The sequence below is a fragment of the Streptomyces sp. NPDC088400 genome (assembly GCF_044753355.1).
In the GTDB taxonomy this organism is placed as follows: Bacteria; Actinomycetota; Actinomycetes; order Streptomycetales; family Streptomycetaceae; genus Streptomyces.
The window spans coordinates 207,614-225,933 of record NZ_JBIVMZ010000009.1 but is presented as its reverse complement, the minus strand read 5'-3'; the positions used below and the strand labels follow the sequence as shown (position 1 = coordinate 225,933).

The 18,320-nt window shown below is 71.9% G+C and carries 16 protein-coding genes, 1 tRNA gene and 1 pseudogene; 9 read left to right on the top strand and 9 right to left on the bottom strand.

Annotation, left to right across the window (positions count from 1 at the left end; genetic code table 11):
- The 4 genes from ACIQD6_RS23590 to ACIQD6_RS23575 all read right to left on the bottom strand — a co-directional run.
- Positions 1–1,764 (bottom strand): Ig-like domain repeat protein (locus ACIQD6_RS23590; protein ID WP_401885326.1); only part of this gene is annotated, 1,764 nt, incomplete at its 3' end.
- A 546-nt stretch (positions 1,765–2,310) separates the two neighbouring features.
- Positions 2,311–3,168, bottom strand: coding sequence for a spermidine synthase (locus ACIQD6_RS23585; protein ID WP_401885325.1), 858 nt, complete (start codon positions 3,166–3,168; stop codon positions 2,311–2,313).
- Between the two features lie 18 nt (positions 3,169–3,186).
- Positions 3,187–3,357, bottom strand: a complete 171-nt coding sequence (locus tag ACIQD6_RS23580) for a hypothetical protein (RefSeq protein ID WP_401885322.1) — start codon at positions 3,355–3,357, stop codon at positions 3,187–3,189.
- Positions 3,358–3,371: 14 nt separating this feature from the next.
- Positions 3,372–3,812 (bottom strand): hypothetical protein, encoded by a 441-nt coding sequence (locus ACIQD6_RS23575; RefSeq protein ID WP_401885582.1) that lies wholly within the window; start codon positions 3,810–3,812, stop codon positions 3,372–3,374.
- Between the two features lie 303 nt (positions 3,813–4,115).
- Here ACIQD6_RS23575 and ACIQD6_RS23570 point away from each other — a divergent pair, with 303 nt between their 5' ends.
- The gene (locus tag ACIQD6_RS23570; RefSeq protein WP_401885320.1) at positions 4,116–5,537 is read left to right on the top strand and encodes a tetratricopeptide repeat protein; all 1,422 of its coding nucleotides are present in this window, start codon (positions 4,116–4,118) and stop codon (positions 5,535–5,537) included.
- A gap of 89 nt (positions 5,538–5,626) precedes the next feature.
- Here ACIQD6_RS23570 and ACIQD6_RS23565 read toward each other — a convergent pair whose 3' ends face one another.
- Positions 5,627–6,223, bottom strand: a complete 597-nt coding sequence (locus ACIQD6_RS23565) for a histidine phosphatase family protein (RefSeq protein WP_401885317.1) — start codon at positions 6,221–6,223, stop codon at positions 5,627–5,629.
- Positions 6,224–6,435: 212 nt separating this feature from the next.
- Between ACIQD6_RS23565 and ACIQD6_RS23560 the strand changes: the two genes are divergently transcribed.
- From ACIQD6_RS23560 to ACIQD6_RS23530, 7 genes and pseudogenes are all read left to right on the top strand, one after another.
- A complete protein-coding gene (locus ACIQD6_RS23560; RefSeq protein WP_401885315.1) occupies positions 6,436–7,422 on the top strand; it encodes a phosphatase PAP2 family protein in 987 nt (328 codons plus the stop codon).
- Positions 7,340–8,566 (top strand): hypothetical protein, encoded by a 1,227-nt coding sequence (locus ACIQD6_RS23555; RefSeq protein ID WP_401885314.1) that lies wholly within the window; start codon positions 7,340–7,342, stop codon positions 8,564–8,566. The genes ACIQD6_RS23560 and ACIQD6_RS23555 overlap by 83 nt, the downstream gene beginning before the upstream one ends.
- Positions 8,566–10,188, top strand: coding sequence for a hypothetical protein (locus tag ACIQD6_RS23550; protein ID WP_401885312.1), 1,623 nt, complete (start codon positions 8,566–8,568; stop codon positions 10,186–10,188). The genes ACIQD6_RS23555 and ACIQD6_RS23550 overlap by 1 nt, the downstream gene beginning before the upstream one ends.
- Positions 10,189–10,297: 109 nt before the next feature.
- The gene (locus ACIQD6_RS23545; protein WP_401885310.1) at positions 10,298–11,635 is read left to right on the top strand and encodes an AAA domain-containing protein; all 1,338 of its coding nucleotides are present in this window, start codon (positions 10,298–10,300) and stop codon (positions 11,633–11,635) included.
- A gap of 176 nt (positions 11,636–11,811) precedes the next feature.
- Positions 11,812–12,159 carry a hypothetical protein gene (locus ACIQD6_RS23540; RefSeq protein ID WP_401885308.1) on the top strand — a complete coding sequence of 116 codons (348 nt, stop codon included), beginning with the start codon at positions 11,812–11,814 and terminating at the stop codon, positions 12,157–12,159.
- A 304-nt stretch (positions 12,160–12,463) separates the two neighbouring features.
- Positions 12,464–13,207: pseudogene (locus ACIQD6_RS23535) on the top strand (hypothetical protein).
- Positions 13,198–13,271 (top strand) — tRNA-Lys (locus tag ACIQD6_RS23530). The pseudogene ACIQD6_RS23535 and the gene ACIQD6_RS23530 overlap by 10 nt, the downstream one beginning before the upstream one ends.
- Before the next feature lie 82 nt (positions 13,272–13,353).
- On the opposite strand, the gene ACIQD6_RS23525 is transcribed toward ACIQD6_RS23530, so the two are convergent.
- Positions 13,354–14,598, bottom strand: coding sequence for a M6 family metalloprotease domain-containing protein (locus tag ACIQD6_RS23525; RefSeq protein ID WP_401885306.1), 1,245 nt, complete (start codon positions 14,596–14,598; stop codon positions 13,354–13,356).
- A 626-nt stretch (positions 14,599–15,224) separates the two neighbouring features.
- Between ACIQD6_RS23525 and ACIQD6_RS23520 the strand changes: the two genes are divergently transcribed.
- Positions 15,225–16,985, top strand: coding sequence for a putative bifunctional diguanylate cyclase/phosphodiesterase (locus ACIQD6_RS23520; protein ID WP_401885580.1), 1,761 nt, complete (start codon positions 15,225–15,227; stop codon positions 16,983–16,985).
- Between the two features lie 77 nt (positions 16,986–17,062).
- Here ACIQD6_RS23520 and ACIQD6_RS23515 read toward each other — a convergent pair whose 3' ends face one another.
- Genes ACIQD6_RS23515 through ACIQD6_RS23505 form a run of 3 tightly spaced genes read right to left on the bottom strand, consistent with a single transcriptional unit; the run spans position 17,063 to position 18,313 of the window.
- Positions 17,063–17,317 (bottom strand): hypothetical protein, encoded by a 255-nt coding sequence (locus ACIQD6_RS23515; protein ID WP_401885303.1) that lies wholly within the window; start codon positions 17,315–17,317, stop codon positions 17,063–17,065.
- 39 nt (positions 17,318–17,356) lie between these two features.
- Positions 17,357–17,998: a hypothetical protein gene (locus ACIQD6_RS23510; RefSeq protein WP_401885301.1), complete on the bottom strand. Its 642-nt coding sequence runs from the start codon at positions 17,996–17,998 to the stop codon at positions 17,357–17,359.
- A gap of 51 nt (positions 17,999–18,049) precedes the next feature.
- Positions 18,050–18,313, bottom strand: a complete 264-nt coding sequence (locus ACIQD6_RS23505; RefSeq protein ID WP_401885300.1) for a hypothetical protein — start codon at positions 18,311–18,313, stop codon at positions 18,050–18,052.
- Positions 18,314–18,320: the final 7 nt, after the last annotated feature.

The following is an 18,320-nucleotide window of genomic DNA, read 5'->3' as shown; positions in this document are numbered from 1 at the left end:
TGTCGCCGTCACCGAAGTCGTCGTAGACGCCTCATTCACCGTCACCGTCACAGTCCCGGACGAACCCAAGAAGCAGGCGTCCTCACCGTTGTACGTGGCGGTGACCGTCCCCGACTCCAGAGCGGTGGTCGTGAAGCACGCCTGACCCGACGCGTTCAACGCCACCGTCTGATTCAGACCACCCGGCCCCGTGAACGTCACCGTCCCCGTCGGCGTACCCGAACCCGGCGGAATCGCCACCACCGTCGCACACACCGTCACCGACTGACCACACACGGACGGATTCGGCGTCGCCGTCACCGAAGTCGTCGTAGACGCCTCATTCACCGTCACCGTCACAGTCCCGGACGAACCCAAGAAGCAGGCGTCCTCACCGTTGTACGTCGCCGTCACCGTCCCCGAAACCAGGCTCGTGGACGTGAAGCACGCCTGACCAGCACTGAGCGTCACGGTCTGATTCAGACCACCAGGGCCGGTGAACGTCACCGTCCCGGTCGGCGTACCCGAACCCGGCGGATTGGCAACGACCGTCGCACACACCGTCACCGACTGGCCACACACGGACGGATTGGGCGTCGCCGTCACCGAGGTCGTCGTAGACGCCTCATTCACCGTCACCGTCACAGTCCCGGACGAACCCAAGAAGCAGGCATCCTCACCGTTGTACGTCGCCGTCACCGTCCCCGAGAGCAGAGCGGTGGTCGTGAAGCACGCCTGACCGGCACTGAGCGTCACTGTCTGGTTCAGACCACCAGGACCGGTGAACGTCACCGTTCCGGTCGGCGTACCCGACCCCGGCGGAATCGACGTCACCGTCGCGCATACCGTCACCGACTGACCGCACACCGACGGATTCGGCGTCGCCGTCACCATCGTGGAGGTCGACGCCTCGTTCACCGTCACCACGACCGCGCCCGTCGAGACGTCGAAGCAGTCGTCGCCGTTGTACGTGGCGGTGACCGACCCGGTGGCCAGGGCCGTGGGCGTCGCGCAGGCCTGTCCGCCCGCGTCCAGCGGGACGGTCTGGTTGAGGCCGCCCGGGCCGGTGAAGGTCACCGTCCCGGTCGGCGTACCCGATCCGGGCGGAGTCGCCGTCACCGTGGCGCACACCGTCACTGGCTGTCCGCACACCGACGGATCAGGGGTCGCCGTGACCACTGTGGCCGTGGGCGCCAGGTTCACCGTATGGGTCGCCAACGGGGAACCGGAGATGTTGAAGTTGGCGTCGCCGGTGTACGAGGCCGTGGCCAGGTGCGCGCCGACGCTCAGGTCGCTGATGGTGACCTGGGCCTGGCCCGAGCCGTCCAGGACTCCCACCAGGGCAGGCCCGTCGGCGCTGATGATGAAGGTGACCGAGCCAGTCGGAACTCCCGCGCCGGGCGGTACGGCGGTCACCTGTGCCGTGAACGTGACGGTCTCGTCGCAGACCGACGGGTTGGGGCTGGAGGTCAGGGTCGTCGTGGTGTTGGCCTTGTTCACCTGCTGGGTGTCGGAGCCCTGCGAGGGATCGAGGTTCCCATCGCCGCTGTAGAAGGCGTCGACGGTGTGCGTACCCGCCGACAGGCTGGATGTGGTGTACACGGCTTGGCCGCTGCCGTTCACGCCTACGGTCACGGGCGGGCCGCCGTCGACGACGAAGTCGACGCTGCCGGTGGGCAGAAACGCGCCGGGCGGTACGGAGTCGACGGTGGCGGTGAAGACAACTGCCTGGCCGAAGACGGACGGATCTGGTGCCGATGTCAGGGTGGTGGTCGAACCGGCCATGTTGAGGCCCCTTTCGCGGGTCCACGATGTCAGTGGGCCGCGCTGTCCGTGGAGGGTCTCTCATCGCACGGAACCACGCCGACTGTCCCCTGATGTGGGGAGTCGGTGTACCCACTTGTCGATATCTGAAGTAGGCATCTCCCTGAGTCCCTTGGTACAGATGGGTGCGCGTGATAGAACCCGTTCAGCGCAGCGCGCGTACGCGCAAAGGGCGTGCCGGCATCGCCTCGCACAGCGCGAGGGGCGCACATGTCAATCGCCCTGAATCAGCGCGCATTTCGGTGTAATCATCCGCAAAAACCCACGGCTTGCGGGCTGTTCTTCCGCCGCGTTCGCCAGGTTCCGGAGGATCGGCGGCCGCGTTCTCCGCCACTCACCGCGCGAAGCGCCGGCCACGCAATCCACCGTGCGCCGCGTGCGCCGCCCCGTTGGGCCCATTCGCGCCCCACGGCCACCGCGGCGGATCCGGCGCAGGTGAGGGCCCCAGGGCCCGGTCGGCGGGCCGGCGGACAACAGGAGGACTCCACCGGAAGCGACCCCTCCGGTTCAGGTGAACGCGCCGGCCGGTGGCGCCGGTGACGGCTTGGCGCCGGCGTCGGTGACGGCGGCGGCCCCGCCGGTGAAGTCGGCCAGCGCGCGGCCGTGTTCCACCCGCCCGGGGTGCGGGTCGCTCGCGATCCGGCGCGTCAGCTCGGCGATGGGCAGCTCACGGTCCGAGGCGAGCAGTACGGCGTTGCCGAAACGCCGGCCGCGCAGCACCGTCGGATCGGCGGCGAGCGCGAGGTGCGCGAAGACGGTGGCGGCGGTGGCGATCTGGCCGCGCAGATACCCGAGCGGGGGCCCGTCGGCGAGGTTGGCGGCGTAAGCCCCGCCCGGCTTCAGCACCCGGCGTACCTCACCGAGGAACTCCGCGCTGGTGAGATGCGCGGGAGTGCGCGCCCCGCCGAACACATCGGCGATCACCAGATCCGCCCACCCGTCCGGAACTTTCCCGAGCCCGGCCCGCGCGTCGGTGGAGCGGACGCGTATCCGCGCGTGCGGGTCCAGCGGAAGCCATTTCCGTACGAACTGGACGAGGGCCGCGTCCAGTTCGACGACCTGCTGGGTGGAACGGGGCCGGGTGGCGGCGACATAACGGGCGAGCGTGAAGGCGCCGCCGCCGAGGTGCACGACATGAAGGGGCTGGTTGGCCGGGGCGACGAGGTCGGCGACATGGCCGAGCCGGCGCTGGTACTCGAAGGAGAGATACGCGGGATCGTCGAGGTCGACGTGGGACTGCGGCGCACCGTCGACGAGCAGCGTCCAGGCGCGGGCCCGCTCCCGGTCGGGCACGAGTTCGGCGACCCCGCGATCGACGGTCTCGGTCACGGCCGTGTTCGATGCCCGGCGCTTGTTCTTTGCCACCCACCCATTATCGGCCGGTCACGGGACCGGCCGGAGGGCGGGTACGTCCTTGGTGGGCACGTCCTTGGTGGGCACGCCCGGGGCGGGTACGTCCGGGGTGGGTACGTCCGGGGCGGGTACGTCCGGGGTGGGTACGTCCTTGGTGGGTACGTCCTTGGTGGGTACGGGCCGGTGGACCGTGCGGCACATCGATGCCGGGCCGGCTAACGGCAGCGATCCGCCGCCTCGATCAGACGCGCCGCCTCCCCCAGCGCTCTGCGCAGCACCGCCGGATCCGTCACCGCCCCCGCGCTCTCCGGCGGCAGCAGCCACCCCGAGCCGATCACCGGCGGCTCCGCCGGAATCCGCAGGCCCCGGCCGTTCGTCTGCGTACAGGCGCTGCCCGGCATGTCCCAGGCCGCCGCCGTCCCCGGCGGCACCAGGAAGCCCAGGGTGTCGCACGGGCCGTCGTGGAGCACCGGCCCCACCACGGGCGCCGCACCGGCGGGTGTGGCGCCGCGTCGCAGGATGTCCACCGCCTCAAGTCCCTGCCTGGCCGGAACCGTCACCAGGTCGCAGGGCTCACCGGCGTCCCCGGGCGCCGCGCTGAACTCCTGACCTGGCGGGTGTTGAGCAGTCGTCCGCGAGCCACCGCTGATCTCCATACCGACCTCCGACTCCAACAAAGGGAAACCCTCCAAGGGAACCCCTCCTCGCCGAGCGCAGACGCGTTGAGCGTCTCCATAGGGTTCAACGCGGTGCCGAGTCAACAGCTACGGCGGCACGCCGCCGCAAAGGATGGCAGTTCATGGCAGATCGTGGGTGAGATATCCGGTTTGTAGGCAAACTCTGCGTAAATGCCCCGTCACAGCCGGTACGTTCTTGCTTCGCCGGAACAACCGGAGTTGGGCACCACGGGCACCGGATGACCGGCGGCACGAACGGCTGTACCAGGAGAGGGCTCGGCCATGGCGTCGTCTCGGTCAGTTCCCAACCTCGCGGTTCCCAATCACGTCTTCCGCCGGCTGCGCGCCCAGCGTTCGCCGGGGGAGTTCGCCGCCGCCGTGCGCAGGGCCGCACGGGAGATCGGCGAACAAGTCGCCTGCGACGCACGTTATATCGGACGGGTGGAGGCAGGCGAGATCCGCTGTCCCAACTACGCGTACGAACGGGTCTTCCTCCATATGTTCCCCGGGCTGACCTTGAAGGACCTGGGTTTCCTGCCACGTGAACAAGTACGGGGCAGGGCGGCACGGTTCACGCCGCACGACCCACCGGTACCCACCCCGGTCCCGGCTCCGTCCCCGATCCCCACGTCTCCCCCTACAACACCCCCCACTCCCCTCACGAAGAACCACAGCGACACCGGCAAGGAGAGCGATGTGCTGCGTCGCGCATTCATGACAAGCGGCCCCGTCACACTCGTGGCCACCTCCCTCGGCCTCGGCGCCACGCCCGCCGCGGCCGTCCCCGGGCCGCGCCGGGTCGGCGAGGCCGAGGTGACCGCGGTCGAGGAGGCCGTACGGCGGATCCGGGTGCTCGACGACCGGCACGGCGCCGACGGGCTGTACCGGCAGGCCGCCCAGCCGTTGCGGGCCGCGTACGCGCTGCTCGACTCCGGTACGGCCACCCGCCAGTCCACCGTCGACCGGCTGCACTCGGGCGCGGGCGAACTGTCGATCTCGGTGGGCTGGCTCGCCCACGACTCCGGCCGCTTCGACGACGCCCGCTCGCACTACGCGGAGGCGCTGGCGACCGCCCGGGTAGCGAACGATCCCGCCGTGGAGGCGCACGCCTTCGCCAACACCTCGTTCCTGGCGAGGGATTCGGGCCGGTACCGGGAGGCGGTGCGCGCCGCGCAGGCGGGTCTGCGCGCGGCCGTGCAACTGGCCTCGCCCCGGCTGCTGTCGCTGCTCGCCCTGCGGGAGGCGGCCGGCTGGGCCAGGCTCGGGGACCGTACGAGCTGCGAACAGGCCCTGACCCAGGCCCACCGCTTCTTCGAGAACGGGCCTGCGGAGGCCGACCCCGAGTGGATGTCCTTCTTCGGCGAACCCGAGCTGGAGGCACAGGAGGCGCTCTGCCACTCGGCGTTGGGCGACTGGCAGCGGGCGGCCCGCCACGCGTACCGCGCGACGATTCTCCAGGATCCGCACTTCGCCCGTAATCTCGCGCTCTACCGCGCGGAGTTGGCCACCAACCTGGCCCGCGCCGGTTCGCCCGACGAAGCGGCGGCGGCGGGCCACCAGGCGCTGGATCTGCTGGACCAGGTCCAGTCGTCCCGGATCCACACGAGGCTCGCGGCGACGGTCCGGGTCCTGCTGCCGCAGCGGCGGCTACCGGCGGTGGGCGCCTTCCTGGACCGCCACGCCGCGACGGATCCGCGGGTGTAGGACTCGGCGGGCTCAGGACTCGGCGGGCTCAGGACTCGGCAGGCTCAGGACTCGGCGGGCCCCGGCACAGGGGCCCGCCGGACAGGCCCTCAGCCCTCCAGGTGCGCCGTGTCGTTCCAGACCTCGATCGTCGGAAGCCCGTACGCCCAGCCGAGCACCGACACGGACGTCGGGGCGAGCCGGATGCGGGCGGCGAACGAGATGTCCTCGCCCAGCCAGCGCGCGCCGATCGTGCGCAGGATGTGGCCGTGGGCGAAGACCAGTACGTCCCGGTCGGCGGAGCGCGCCCAGGCGACGACCTCGTCCGCGCGGGCGGAGACCTCCGCCAGGCTCTCGCCGTCCGGGACGCCGTCGCGCCAGATGAACCAGTCGGGCCGGTCGGCCTTGATCTGCTCCGGCGTCAGCCCCTCGTACGCGCCGTAGTCGAACTCCATCAGCGCGTCCCACTCCTCGGCCCGGTCGGCGAAGCCCGCGAGCGCGCAGGTCTCGCTCGCGCGGGCCAGCGGGCTGGTGCGGATCTCGGTGTCCGCGAGACCGGACCAGGGCGCGCGGTGCAGCCGCTCCCCCAGCAGCTTGGCGCCCCTGCGGCCCTCGTCGAGCAGCGGGATGTCCGTCCTGCCGGTGTGCTGACCGGACAGCGACCAGGCTGTCTGGCCGTGCCGGGCGAGCAGGATGCGCGGTGCCATGGGGGCTCTCCCTGGAAGTTCACATTGGTGCCGTTTGGTGCCCATCCATCATCACGCACCTGAACGAAGGGCAACCTCCAGGGGGACATCGGCGTCCCTCTGTTCGTTGAGGGGTGAGGTTGTCGAACGCGGTTCCGGGGTACACCCGGCCGAATCGCTCGATCGCCTGCACCGTACGGTTGAACGTCGGCGGAAAGCCGCATGAACAGACGATGGAGATCGCCCGGATGCCGTTGCCGTTGCCGTCCAGCGCCGGCGTGACACTGAAGCCGCGCCCCCGTTCTCGCTGGTGGGCGGAGCTGATGCTGGTCCTGGGGGTCTACGCCGCGTATTCGGTGTGCCGTCTGATGGCCCAGGGCGGCACATCGACGGCCGTCGACAACGGACTGGCGATCCTCCGTATCGAGAAGGCGCTCTTCCTCAACGCGGAGCACCCGCTCAACCGGCTCTTCACCAGCACGCCGGCCATCGGCATACCCGCCGACTTCCTCTACGCCTCGCTGCACTACCTCGTCACGCCGGGGCTCCTGGTCTGGTTCTTCCTCCGCCGCCCCGACGCCTTCCGGGCCGCCCGTACCTGGCTGCTGCTCATCACCCTCCTCGGCCTGGTCGGCTTCGTCCTCGTGCCCACCTGCCCGCCCCGGCTGCTGGAGGCCGGTCACGGCTTCGTCGACACGATGGCGCAGTACAGCTCGTACGGCTGGTGGGGCGGCGACGCGAGCGCGCCGCGCGGTATGGGCGCGCTGACCAACCAGTACGCGGCGATGCCGAGCCTGCATGTCGCCTGGGCCGTGTGGTCCGGGCTGCTGATGTGGCGGCACGCCCGTACGCCGCTGGTGAGGTGGCTGGGCGTGATCTATCCGCTGGTCATCACCGTGGTGGTGATGGGCACCGCGAACCACTACTTCCTGGACGCGGTCGCGGGCGTCGGCGTGGTCGTCGGCGGGGCGCTGCTGACCGGGCCGGTGACCCGTGCCGCCGACCGGATACGGGCCACGGCGACGGCCCGCTTCCGCACGTCCCGCCCGTCGCCGACGGAGTCGGCGACCTCCTCGCCCACCGCCCCCGAGACCCGTTCACCCGCGATTGTCAGCGGTGGATGCGAGACTTCGGCGGGTGAGCGATTCCCTGGGCAGCGGACCCGCACCAGCACCACCGGCACCACCTCCGCAGACGACACTCCGGCGACGGCTCGCTGAGCTGCGCGGCCCGGCCGTAGCGCCGCAGCCGCTCGACGCCCGCGCGCTGGCCGCCCTCGCCGCCAACCCCGGCTGCCGGCGGCGCGCCCTGCTGGACGGCGCGGGGGTCGACAAGGCGGCGCTCGCGACGGCGCTCGGCTCCCCCGCCCCGTTCGGCCAGTCCCAGTTCGCGTTCATGCGGGGAAACGCGTTCGAGGCGAAGGTCAAGGCCGACGGCGGTACGGAGTTGATGCGGCTGCTGTCGGACCGGCTCGGCGACGGGGCACCGCCGCCGGTGCCCGGCGAGGTCTCCGTACCGGACCTGTCGGCGGCGGGCCCCGAGGGCCGCGTGGCCCGTACGGCGCTGGCGCTGCGCGAGGCGACGGAGGCCGGGGCCTGGGCGCTGCTGGACCATCCGCTGCTCGCCCTGGAGGTGGCGGGCTCGCCCGCGTATCTGGAGCCGGACGCGGTGGTGGTGCGTCCCGACGGCCGGTGGACGGTGGTCGAGATCAAGTCCTTCCCGATGATGGACGGTTCGGCGGACCCGGCGAAGGTGGGCGCGGCGGCCCGGCAGTCGGCGGTGTACGTACTGGCGCTGGAGCGGACCGCCGCCTGTACGGCGGGCGCCGAGGTGAGCCACCGTGTCCTGCTGGTCTGCCCCAAGGACTTCTCCAACCTGCCGGACGCGTCGGTCGTCGACGTACGCAAGCAGCTGTCGGTGACGCGCCGCCAGCTGACCCGGCTGACCCGGATCGAGGACATCGCGGACACGCTGCCCGAGGGCACCACCTTCGACGTGGAGCGGTGCTCGGGCGAGGAGCTGACCGCCGCGGTGGAGTCGGTCTCCGCGGCCTACGCCCCCGAGTGCCTGGCCGCCTGCGAACTGGCCTTCCATTGCCGCTCCGCCGCCCGCACGGCCGACGCGGTGGAGACGCTGGGCCGCGGTGTACGGGGTGAACTGGGCGCTCTGACCACGGTCACGGCGGTGCTGGCGGCGGCCCACGGCGAGTCGGGCGATCCGAGGGACCCGACGGTCGTGGCGCTGCGGAGGGCGGCGGCGCTGCGGGCGGAGGCGCTGGCGGAGGCGGGGATGAGGGGCACGGGGATGAGGGGCACGGGGATGAGGGGCCCGGGGATGACGTACCGCACGGAAGGTCCGGCCTGATGTCGCTGATCAGTACGCTCGCCCGGCTGGAGGCCGTCGAGAGCGGCCAGGCCCGGCCGCTGGCCACCGTCCGGCACCGGCGCGTCTCCGAGCGGCCGCTCGTGCTCGTCCCGCTGACCACCGCGGGCGAGGCCGGTGCTCCGCTCGGCGCGCTCGTCGGGACGGACCGGGACGCGCCCCGGCTGCTGACCGTGGCGCAGCCGCGCGACCGCGATCTGCGGTTCGCTTTCCTCGCCGAGCTGGCCGAGACCGTCCTGCCGTATCTCGACGCGTACGCCGATGTCGTCGAGCCCGCCGAGCGGGCCGAGACCGATCCGGAGACCGGGAAGCGGGTCAAGGTCGAGGTCGAACTGTGCGCGGACGCGCCGCAGTTGATCGTGCCGAGCCGGCCCGGTATCGACTTCGTACGGCTGCTGGGGCGGTCGATGCGGTTCCGCCGCACCGCCGAGGACGACCCGGACACGCCGTATCCCGCGCCGCCGCGCGTGCCGCTGCTCGGCCGCTGGCTGACGCATTACGGGGAGCGGGCCCGGGTGCCGGGCTCCTCGCTGCTGCTCGCGGCGACCGATCTGCTGAACCGCCACTGGGCGACCGGGCAGTCCAGCCTGGAGGACCAGCATCTCGGCGCGCTGCTCGCCTGGATCGATCCGCCCGGAACCCTCACCGGCGCCGAGGCTGCGCTCCGGGCGGAGCTGGACCGGGACCGGGACGGGCAGCTGGTGTGTCCGCCCGCCGGGCCCGCGACGGATCCGGCGTTCGACAACAGGCTGCTGGCACCCGCCATCGAGGGGTACGACCGGGCCCGCCAGGCGCTCGCCGCCGCCGAGGACGGGCCGGACGCGGAGAAGCAGCTGGCCCGGCTGACCGCGGCCGAACGGGAGATCCGCGAGCGGCTGGCGGATGTCATGCGGCCGACCTGGGACGCGGTGTGGCGCGGCCTCGACCTGCTGCGCGAGCTGCCGGAGGGGCAGCGCGTCACCGACCGCTGGACGCGTGACCGCTGGTCGTTCACCGGCCACCGCGACCGGGTGCGGGCCGGGGAGCCGCCGCAGCCCCGGCGCGACGACGCGGTGACGGCCGCGCGGAAACTCGCCTCGCGCGAGACGGCCCAGGGGCAGCTGGAGGCGCAGGAGGCGCTGGACGACCCGCTGGTGCTCGCGGGGCGGCGGCTGTCCGGCGAGGCGTTCGTGAGCGAGGTGACGGAGGTGGTGATGGCGTACAGCGAGAGCAAACGCCCGAGCCCCCGCCCGCTGGTCACCGTCCGCACCGACGACCGGCCGCATCTGAGCGAGCGTACGAAGGTGTACCGCTCGCTGGACGGCCAGCCGCAGTCGGCGGAGTTCGTGGGGTACGAGGAGGACGGTTCGCCGGTGCTGCGGCTGACCGACCGGATGGGGCGGAGCAAGGAGCCCGCGCCGGGGTCCGTACCGGACAAGGGCGACCGGATCGCCTGGACGCTGTTCGAACACGACCAGCGCGGCGGACCGAAGCTGCCGGACCCGGAGGAGACCCCCTGGACCCATGGCGGCCCGCCGGGCGCGGAGGGCGCGCCGGGTACGGAGGGGGCTCAGGGTGCGCAGAGCGCGGCACCGGACCCGGTGACCGGGGAGGACTTCTTGTGACCGGGGAGGACTTCTTGTGACCGGCGAATGACGGTCGCCCCCCTCCGGCCACGACCCCGAAGAGACGCAACCCCTCCCTCGATCCCCCGAGCCATTCCGGAGCCGTCCGATGAACCGACCCGCCTTCGACCCCGGCGCCGCCGCCACCCGCGCCACCGACGCGATCCTGCGCGACACGCTCCACGGCGCCCACCGGGGCGTCGTCGTGGACTCGCCGCCCGGGGCGGGCAAGTCGACGCTCGTCGTACGGGCCGCCAGGGAACTGGCCGCGGCCGGGCGCCCGTTGATGGTCGTCGCGCAGACCAACGCGCAGGTGGACGACCTGGTCGCCCGGCTCGCCGAGAAGGAGCCGGAGCTGCCCGTCGGCCGGCTGCACAGCAACGACCCCGATCCGTACGACAAGGCCCTGGACGAGCTGCCGAACGTCCGCAAGTCCGCGAAGGCCGCGGATCTGGCGGGGCTCGACATCGTGATCTCCACGGCCGCGAAGTGGGCGCATGTGCAGGGCGTCGAACCCTGGCGGCACGCCATCGTCGATGAGGCGTACCAGATGCGTTCGGACGCCCTGCTCGCCGTCGCCGGGCTCTTCGAGCACGCGCTGTTCGTCGGCGATCCCGGCCAGCTGGACCCGTTCAGCGTGGTGGGCGCCGACCAGTGGGCGGGGCTGTCGTACGACCCGTCCGCGAGCGCGGTCTCCACGCTCCTCGCGCACAACCCCGAGCTGCCCCAGCACCGGCTGCCGGTCTCCTGGCGGCTGCCGGCGTCCGCGGCGCCGCTGGTGTCGGACGCGTTCTATCCGTACACCCCGTTCCGCAGCGGTACGGACCACGGCGACCGGCGGCTCGCTTTCGGGACGCCGTCCGACGGCTCGGGGCCCGACCGGGTGCTGGACGAGGCGGCCGAGTCGGGCTGGGGCCTGCTGGAGCTGCCCGCCCGCCGTACGCCCCGTACGGACCCGGAGGCGGTACGGGCCGTGGCGCTGGTCGTCCGCCGACTGCTGGACCGAGGGGGCGCGGCGACCAGCGAGCGCTCGCCGGACCCGGTGCCGGTGACGGCCGACCGGGTCGCGGTCGGCACCGCTCACCGCGACCAGGCGGCGGCGGTCCGCGCGGCCCTCGCCGAGCTGGGCGTGAGCGGGGTCGCCGTGGACACCGCGAACCGCCTCCAGGGCCGTGAGTTCGATGTCACGGTGGTGCTCCACCCGCTCTCCGGCCGGCCGGACGCGACGGCCTTCCATCTGGAGACGGGCCGGCTGTGCGTCCTGGCCTCCCGGCACCGGCACGCCTGCGTCGTGGTGTGCCGGGCGGGCGTCGCCGAACTGCTGGACGAGCATCCGTCGACGGAGCCGGTGCAGCTGGGGGTGACCGTGAAGTTCCCGGACGGCTGGGAGGCGATGCAGTCGACCTGGGCGCAGTGGTCGAACCACCGTGTCTCCTGGCGGCCATGAGTCCGGGGACGCGTCCGTGAGCCCCCGGACCGCGCAGGGGCGGCGGACGGCGCGGGGGCGGCGCTGCCTTCCCGGCGCACGCCGGGCGCCGCACGCCCCCGGAGGCCCACTTGCGTCGAGCGGGACAATGGACGGTGGCCCGAGAGGCCCGTACACGTACGAGCAGGAGGAATCAGATGCCGGATCCCCAGCGGAGCGAGCGGCGGCTACGGCCCGCGCCGCTGCTCTTCGAGCCCGCGGAGGCGGCCTCCGACCCCGAGCACTTCTTCGACCTCGAATCCCTCGAAGACCCCGCGGAACTGCTGGGCAGGGCAACCGAACTGACCCTCGCCTTCCGCGCGGCGACCGACCGGGCCGTCGAGTTCCAGGCGATCGCCGCCGCCCAGCTCGCCGATCCGCGCCGGTTCGACCGGCTGACGACGGCGGACATCGCGCGGCGCGCGGAGTGGACCGAGGACTATGCGAAGAAGATGGTCGAGTTCGGGCGGGATCTGCTGCACGGCAACGGTCTGGCAAGCCAGTAGTCCGGTCCGGCACGCCCCTGGCCCAGACGGTCCGCGGTACGTCCCTGGCCCAGACGGTCCAGTACTTCCCTGGCCCAGGCGGTCCGGCGCACATGGTTCAGGCCCCATGCCACCCGCGTACGCGCCGGTGCGCGACGTGGGCCGTGCGCGGCCTGGTGGCGTGCGACGGGTGTCCGTCGGGTGTGCCCGCCGTCTCCACTCACATGGCATATGCCGGGGGGAGGGTACTCCTCCCCGCCCGTCCTGTCCCGATTTTCGGCAACTCTCAGGAACAGGAGTGTGACTCCCGGTAGACCTGACGGTCATGACCGCATGGTTACGAGATGAATCCACGCTGAGCCCCGGAACGAGCGGCAACGAACGCCGCACCGACATCTTCGGCCTCCTGCGCGACGAGGGCCGCCACCACACCGCACTGGTCACCCGGGACGGCGCGGACTGGCTGGCCTCCGCGGGACCGTATCCCCGCTCCACGCTCTCTCACTGGGCCACCCGCCCGACCGCACCCGGCGTCCTGCCCTGCGGTTCCGTCTTCGATGTGGTGAGCACCCCCGCGATATTCGGCAGGCGCATGCTGAACCGGCTGTGGTCCGAGGGACCCGGCTCCGGCCCGGTCGCCGCGTACCGCGGCCGTACGCTGCTCTTCGCCGCACCCGGCACCGCCCAGCGGCTGCCGTCCCTGCTGTCCTGGGAGGAGTGGGGCGGCTCGGGACCCGACGGGCAGGACACGGTCCTGCCGCCACTGCTCTGTCACGGCGCCGGCGACGCCGTGACCGTACCACCGCTCAAGCCCGGCGCTCCGTCGGGGCCGCGCTGGGTGGTCGCTCCCGACACCCGCCACCCCTGGCTGCCCGGTCCGGACGTGCTGCTCTGGGCCTGCGTACGGGCGGCTCGCGCCGAAGCCCGAGCCCAGGCCGCCGCCCGGCCCCGCCCCGCCGCGACTGAGCCCCTGACCACCTGAAACACCCCCGTATTCGGTCTCCGTACATCGATTTTTCTCCGCGCCGATCCGGGTGCTAAGGTCTACGACGTCAGCAGGCGCCGCTAGCTCAGTTGGTTAGAGCAGCTGACTCTTAATCAGCGGGTCCGGGGTTCGAGTCCCTGGCGGCGCACAGACACGAAGGAGCCCCTCGCGAGAGCGAGGGGCTCCTTCGTTTTCTTCTCACACAGCACGTCTTCTTCCCACACAGCACGTCACGCGTCCGGGGTGATCTTGACCGTCCAGGCGCCCGTGGGCGTCCGGTCCGCGACTTCCACCCTCGTCCGCTCCCCCGGCACGGTGAAGGTCTCGCCGACGCCGAGGGGAGCATCGGCCAGCGGCGGGTACACCGACCGGTCCCAGCAGGCCTGGCTGCGCGGATGGGTGTCCACCACCTCGACCGGGCCGCCGCCGGACTCGGTCCCGCCCCGCACCCGGTAGATCAGCACGCCCTCGGTGCAGGTGTGCCGGTCGTTGCCGGTCGCGGAACGCGCCTCGATGGCCAGCGCGGTGTCCGCGCCGGTCCTGACGACCGCGAGCCTCGTGCCCGTACGGCCGCCGACGGCCGGCGCGGCGGCGATCGGCTCCAGCGTGAGCAGGCTGGTGCCCGACGGCTTCACGCAGCGCACCTGCCGCTGGTCCAGCCACCCGAGCTTCCACTTGTGCCAGCCGAAGAGATCGGGCGACATCCCGAACTGACTGCCCATCACGTCCCAGTCCCCGACATAGGTGTCCCAGTCGCCCTTGCCGTCCATGGGCCGGTGGTAGAGGTCGGCCAGGTCGAAGACGTGCCCGGTCTCGTGGGCCAGCACATTGCGGTCCGGCGGGTGCTGCTCGAAGACGGTGACGATGCGTTTGATGTCCGTACCGTCCGCCCTCATCGGCCGGTCGAAGTTCACCACCTTGGTGGCGTCGGAGTCGACGCCCGGGGCGTCCGGGTCGGCGACCAGGTAGACGACGTCGTAGCGGGAGAAGTCGACCAGCGGATCGGCGGCGGCCAGCGCGTCCCGCAGATAGGCCGTGCGCCGCGCGGGATCCCAGTCGCGCCGTATCCCGTACGAGGTGGAGGTGCGCGGCATCGGGAGCCACCGGAGTTCGGGGTGCGCGCGCAGGGTGAACTTCCCGTACGAGGCCTTCTCGTAGAAGCGGCTGGTGGCCGGGAAGTGATCGGACACCAGGTCGGCCGGTCCGGTGCGCGGTACGGAGTCCGGGAAGGACAGGAAGATCATGACCGCGTCGAGGGAGCGGTTGGGGCGCGGATAGGCGCTGTTCCAGGTGTCGAGGCCGAGGGAGTGGTGCGCCGGGGTACGGGGCAGGGCGCAGGGCCCCTCGGAGGTCGCGACCGCGCCGTGCCCCGCCACCAGTGACGTGGCGGCGAGCGCCATGAGGGAGGTGAAGGCGGCCGCGGTCCTGCGCAGCAGGGGCCGTTCCACTACCCCGGACGGCTGCGGACGCTCCACATCGACCTCCGGCTACGGAAAGGGGACACCCCACCCACCCTGTGTGGTTTTCAGGTGATACGCCCTGTTCCGGTGCCCCACACGAGTGAGGCGCCCGACAACGCGCCGCGCTGGACAAGACCTGGATGTGCGCTCGACGGGCGCTCGGCCAGGGCCCCACGGGGGCTCGGTCGGGGCCCCACGGGGGCTCGGCCAGGGCCCGATGGAGGTCTCACGAGGGCTCCGGACGGGTGCGATGCTGACCCGACACCCCGGTGAATGACGGAAAGTCACGTCCGATCGCGACAGGGCCATCCGGGGCCACATATACGCAGAAACGATCGTGCGGTGGCTGCCCGCGGCGGTGTCGCCCCGGTTCGATGCGTAGGAGCTGGAATGGCCGCCCGGCGTGCCTCTATGATCGGCACACTTTCCCTGGCCGACCGTTCCGACCACCCTGTACAACCCTGTACGACACGACTGCACCGCGGGAGCGAGCCGTGAGCGGAACCTCCGAAAGGCCGCACGCCGGGGCAGTCGCGGCGCCCGGCACCGTACAGTCTCCGGCTCTGTCGGCACCCCTGATCCCACCGGCACCTCCGCCCCCTCTGCCCCCTCCGACCCCTTCGGTCACGGAGCGTCCTACCATCAGCAGAACCATCGACGCCGAACTGCGCGACTACCGCGCCGCGTTCCGGATCGCCCAGCTCGCCATGGCCGTCCTCGACCGCGAGGGCATCATCACCAGCGCCAACCACGCGCTCGCCGCCCTCCTGGGCACCGAACCCGCCGCGCTGTTCGACCAGGACGCGGCCGACCTCGTCGACCTCACCTCGGACAGCCGCACCTGGCACTCCTATCGCGAGGTGCTCGACAGCCGCAGCTCCCGTTTCCGCTGCACCCGGCGCCTCAAGCACGCCGACGGGCGCACCCTCTGGGCAGAGGTCACCGTCTCGCGCCTGCCGGAGAGCGGCGGCGCGCTGCTGTCGGTCGCGGACATCAGCGACCAGCGCGAGCTCCAGGCCCGGCTGCGCCACCTCCAGATGCACGATCCGGTGACCCGGCTGCCCAACCGCACCCTGTTCTTCGAGCGGCTCGCCTCGGCGCTGGAGACCTCGTCGTACGACGTGGATCTGCGGTCGTACGGGAATGGCGGAACAGGGCGGATCGGTCTCTGCTACCTCGATCTCGACGGTTTCAAGGCCGTCAACGACACGCTCGGCCACCGCACCGGCGACCGGCTGCTCGCCGCCGTCGCGACCCGGCTCACCGAGTGCGCCGACCACGACGGCTACACGCGCAGCGGCGGCCATCTGGTCGCCCGGCTCGGGGGCGACGAGTTCGCGATCCTGGTCGAGGACTCCACCGGTACGGAACAACTCGTCGGCCTCGCCCGCTCCGTACTCACCGCGCTCCAGCGCCCCTTCGACCTGGCCGGGCAGCGGCTCGCGGTCTCGGCCTCGATCGGGGTCGTGGAGCGGGCGGCCGAGGGCACCACCCCGACCGGTCTGATGCAGGCCGCCGATACGACGCTGTACTGGGCGAAGGCCGACGGGAAGGCCCGCTGGACGCTCTTCGACCCGGAGCGCAACGCGCACCGCATGACCCGGCAGGCGCTCGCGTCGACCCTGCGGCCGGCCGTCGAGCGGGAGGAGTTCGTGCTCCAGTACCAGCCGCTGGTGGGGATGGCCGACGGAGTCGTACGGGGGGTGGAGGCGCTGGTCCGCTGGAATCACCCGCAGTTCGGCACGCTCGCGCCGAATCGGTTCATCGGGATCGCCGAGGAGGACGGCTCGATCGTCCAGCTCGGCCGGTGGGCCCTGCGGACGGCCTGCCGCCAGGCCAGGCAGTGGCAGCGCGACCACCCGCGCGCCAAACCCCTCTTCGTGAGCGTCAATGTCGCCGTACGGCAGGTCTGGGACTCCGATCTGGTCGCGGACGTGGCCGAGATCCTCGCCGAGACCGGGCTGGCGCCGTACCTGCTGCAACTGGAGCTGACGGAGTCCGCGGTGATGGGCTCGGCGGGCCGGCCCCTCCAGGCTCTCCAGGCGCTGAGCGACATGGGCGTACGGATCGCCATCGACGACTTCGGGACCGGCTACTCGAACCTCGCGTACCTCAGCAGGCTGCCGGTCTCGGTCCTCAAGCTGGACGGTTCGTTCGTCCACGGTTTCCGGTACGACGAGGGGGTCCACCCGAGCCCGGCCGACGAGACGATCGTCGAGGCGCTGGTGCAGCTCGCGCACCGGCTGGGGCTGACGGTCACCGCGGAGTGCGTGGAGACCTCGGGGCAGGCGGCGCGGTTGCAGCGGATCGGCTGTGACACGGGGCAGGGCTGGCTGTTCTCGCGTCCGGTGGCGCCGGAGCGGATCGCGGAGATGATCGCGGCCACCCCGCCGGACGCGTGACTTCGCCGTACCCGTCACCCGTCACTCGTCTTACTTCGCCGTACCCGTCACCCGTCTCGCCGCGCCACCCGCCCGTCTCACCTCGCCGAGGACTGCCAGAGGGTGAGCGCCAGCGCGGCGCACGAGATCACCGCTGCCAGCGACGGCAGCGGCCAGCGCGTGCGCTCCAGCGCGTCTAGGCGCTCCTCGTGCTCCCCGAGCGCCTTGTCGGTCTGGTCGACGCGCTGGAGCAGCAGCGCCAAGTCGCCCCGGGTGGTGGCGAATCCGACGTCGACGGAGCGGTGCAGCCGCTCCAGCTCCCGGGCGATGGACTCGGATTCGGACTGGGTCACGCGGGGCCTCCCTCCTCGACCGCAGCCTTGTCGGTGCGGTCAGGTCAGTGGAGTCACGGTCACGAAACGGTTGGTGAAGGTCGCGGTGTTGGTGGTGGCGGCCGACTTGTGGGCGGCGGTCGCGGTGCAGACGGCGCCGACCGTGAGCCCGCTGACCTGGAACTGGGTGGAGGCCGAGCACTGGTTCGTACCGCTGACGATCGCCGCGCGGGCATCGGCCGCGGCCAGGGTGAGCGTCGTACCGGTACGGATGTTCGCGGACATCAGACAGGCCACGGCCGCGCTGCCGCTGATGCGCGCGCCCACCGAGACGAGGACCGAACCGGAGGGCGGCGCGGTGAAGGTGACCGCCGCGAGGTCGCCGGTGGAACCGGTGAGTGTCTCGGTGTAGGTGGTCGAAGTGGTCGTACCAGTGGTGGTGTTGGCCTTGTGCCCGGCGCCCGGCGCGACCGGGTGCCACTGGGTCCCCGTGTAGTGGAAGTAGCGGCCGGGGTTCGTGAGCCAGACGAGCATGCCGGCGACAGGGGCGGTCACCTTGGTGTCCCGGGTGGCGACATCAGTGAAGCGCAGCACGGTGCGGCCGTCGACGGCTTCGGCGAGGGACTGGATGTGGAGCGGGACATCGGCGGCGTCGGTGGACTGGGGGTACGGCAGGTTGCCGAGCTTGGTGAGCAGAGCCATGACGGAACCTCCTGGCGGTGAAGTAGAGGAAGAGGGACAGGGGAGGAGCAACTAGCCTTCGGTGGAGGGCGGGAGCGTTCCCGGGCGCGCGCCCTCGTCGCCCTCATGGGCGCCGGGGCTGTCGACCGGTACGGGCAGCGACGGGGGCAGGGGCGGCTCGGGGCCTTCCGACGGTGCGTCCGTCGGGTCCTCCGCCAGGGATCCCATGGGCGGATTCACGGGTACGTCCACGCCCTCCCCCGTCGCGCCCGTCATGCCCTGCCCACTCGGGTCCCGCTCGTTCACGTACGGCTCGTTCACATATCGCTGATTCACGTACCGC

What these genes read in the sequence shown, in the direction of transcription:
- ACIQD6_RS23565 (WP_401885317.1), bottom strand. Translation starts at nt 6,223, where the DNA reads ATGGCACCGCGCATCCTGCTCGCCCGGCACGGCCAGACAGCCTGGTCG.
- ACIQD6_RS23540 (WP_401885308.1), top strand. Translation starts at nt 11,812, where the DNA reads ATGCCGGATCCCCAGCGGAGCGAGCGGCGGCTACGGCCCGCGCCGCTG.
- ACIQD6_RS23510 (WP_401885301.1), bottom strand. Translation starts at nt 17,998, where the DNA reads ATGGCTCTGCTCACCAAGCTCGGCAACCTGCCGTACCCCCAGTCCACC.
- ACIQD6_RS23545 (WP_401885310.1), top strand. Translation starts at nt 10,298, where the DNA reads ATGAACCGACCCGCCTTCGACCCCGGCGCCGCCGCCACCCGCGCCACC.
- ACIQD6_RS23560 (WP_401885315.1), top strand. Translation starts at nt 6,436, where the DNA reads ATGGAGATCGCCCGGATGCCGTTGCCGTTGCCGTCCAGCGCCGGCGTG.
- ACIQD6_RS23580 (WP_401885322.1), bottom strand. Translation starts at nt 3,357, where the DNA reads ATGTGCCGCACGGTCCACCGGCCCGTACCCACCAAGGACGTACCCACC.
- ACIQD6_RS23570 (WP_401885320.1), top strand. Translation starts at nt 4,116, where the DNA reads ATGGCGTCGTCTCGGTCAGTTCCCAACCTCGCGGTTCCCAATCACGTC.
- ACIQD6_RS23575 (WP_401885582.1), bottom strand. Translation starts at nt 3,812, where the DNA reads ATGGAGATCAGCGGTGGCTCGCGGACGACTGCTCAACACCCGCCAGGT.
- ACIQD6_RS23550 (WP_401885312.1), top strand. Translation starts at nt 8,566, where the DNA reads ATGTCGCTGATCAGTACGCTCGCCCGGCTGGAGGCCGTCGAGAGCGGC.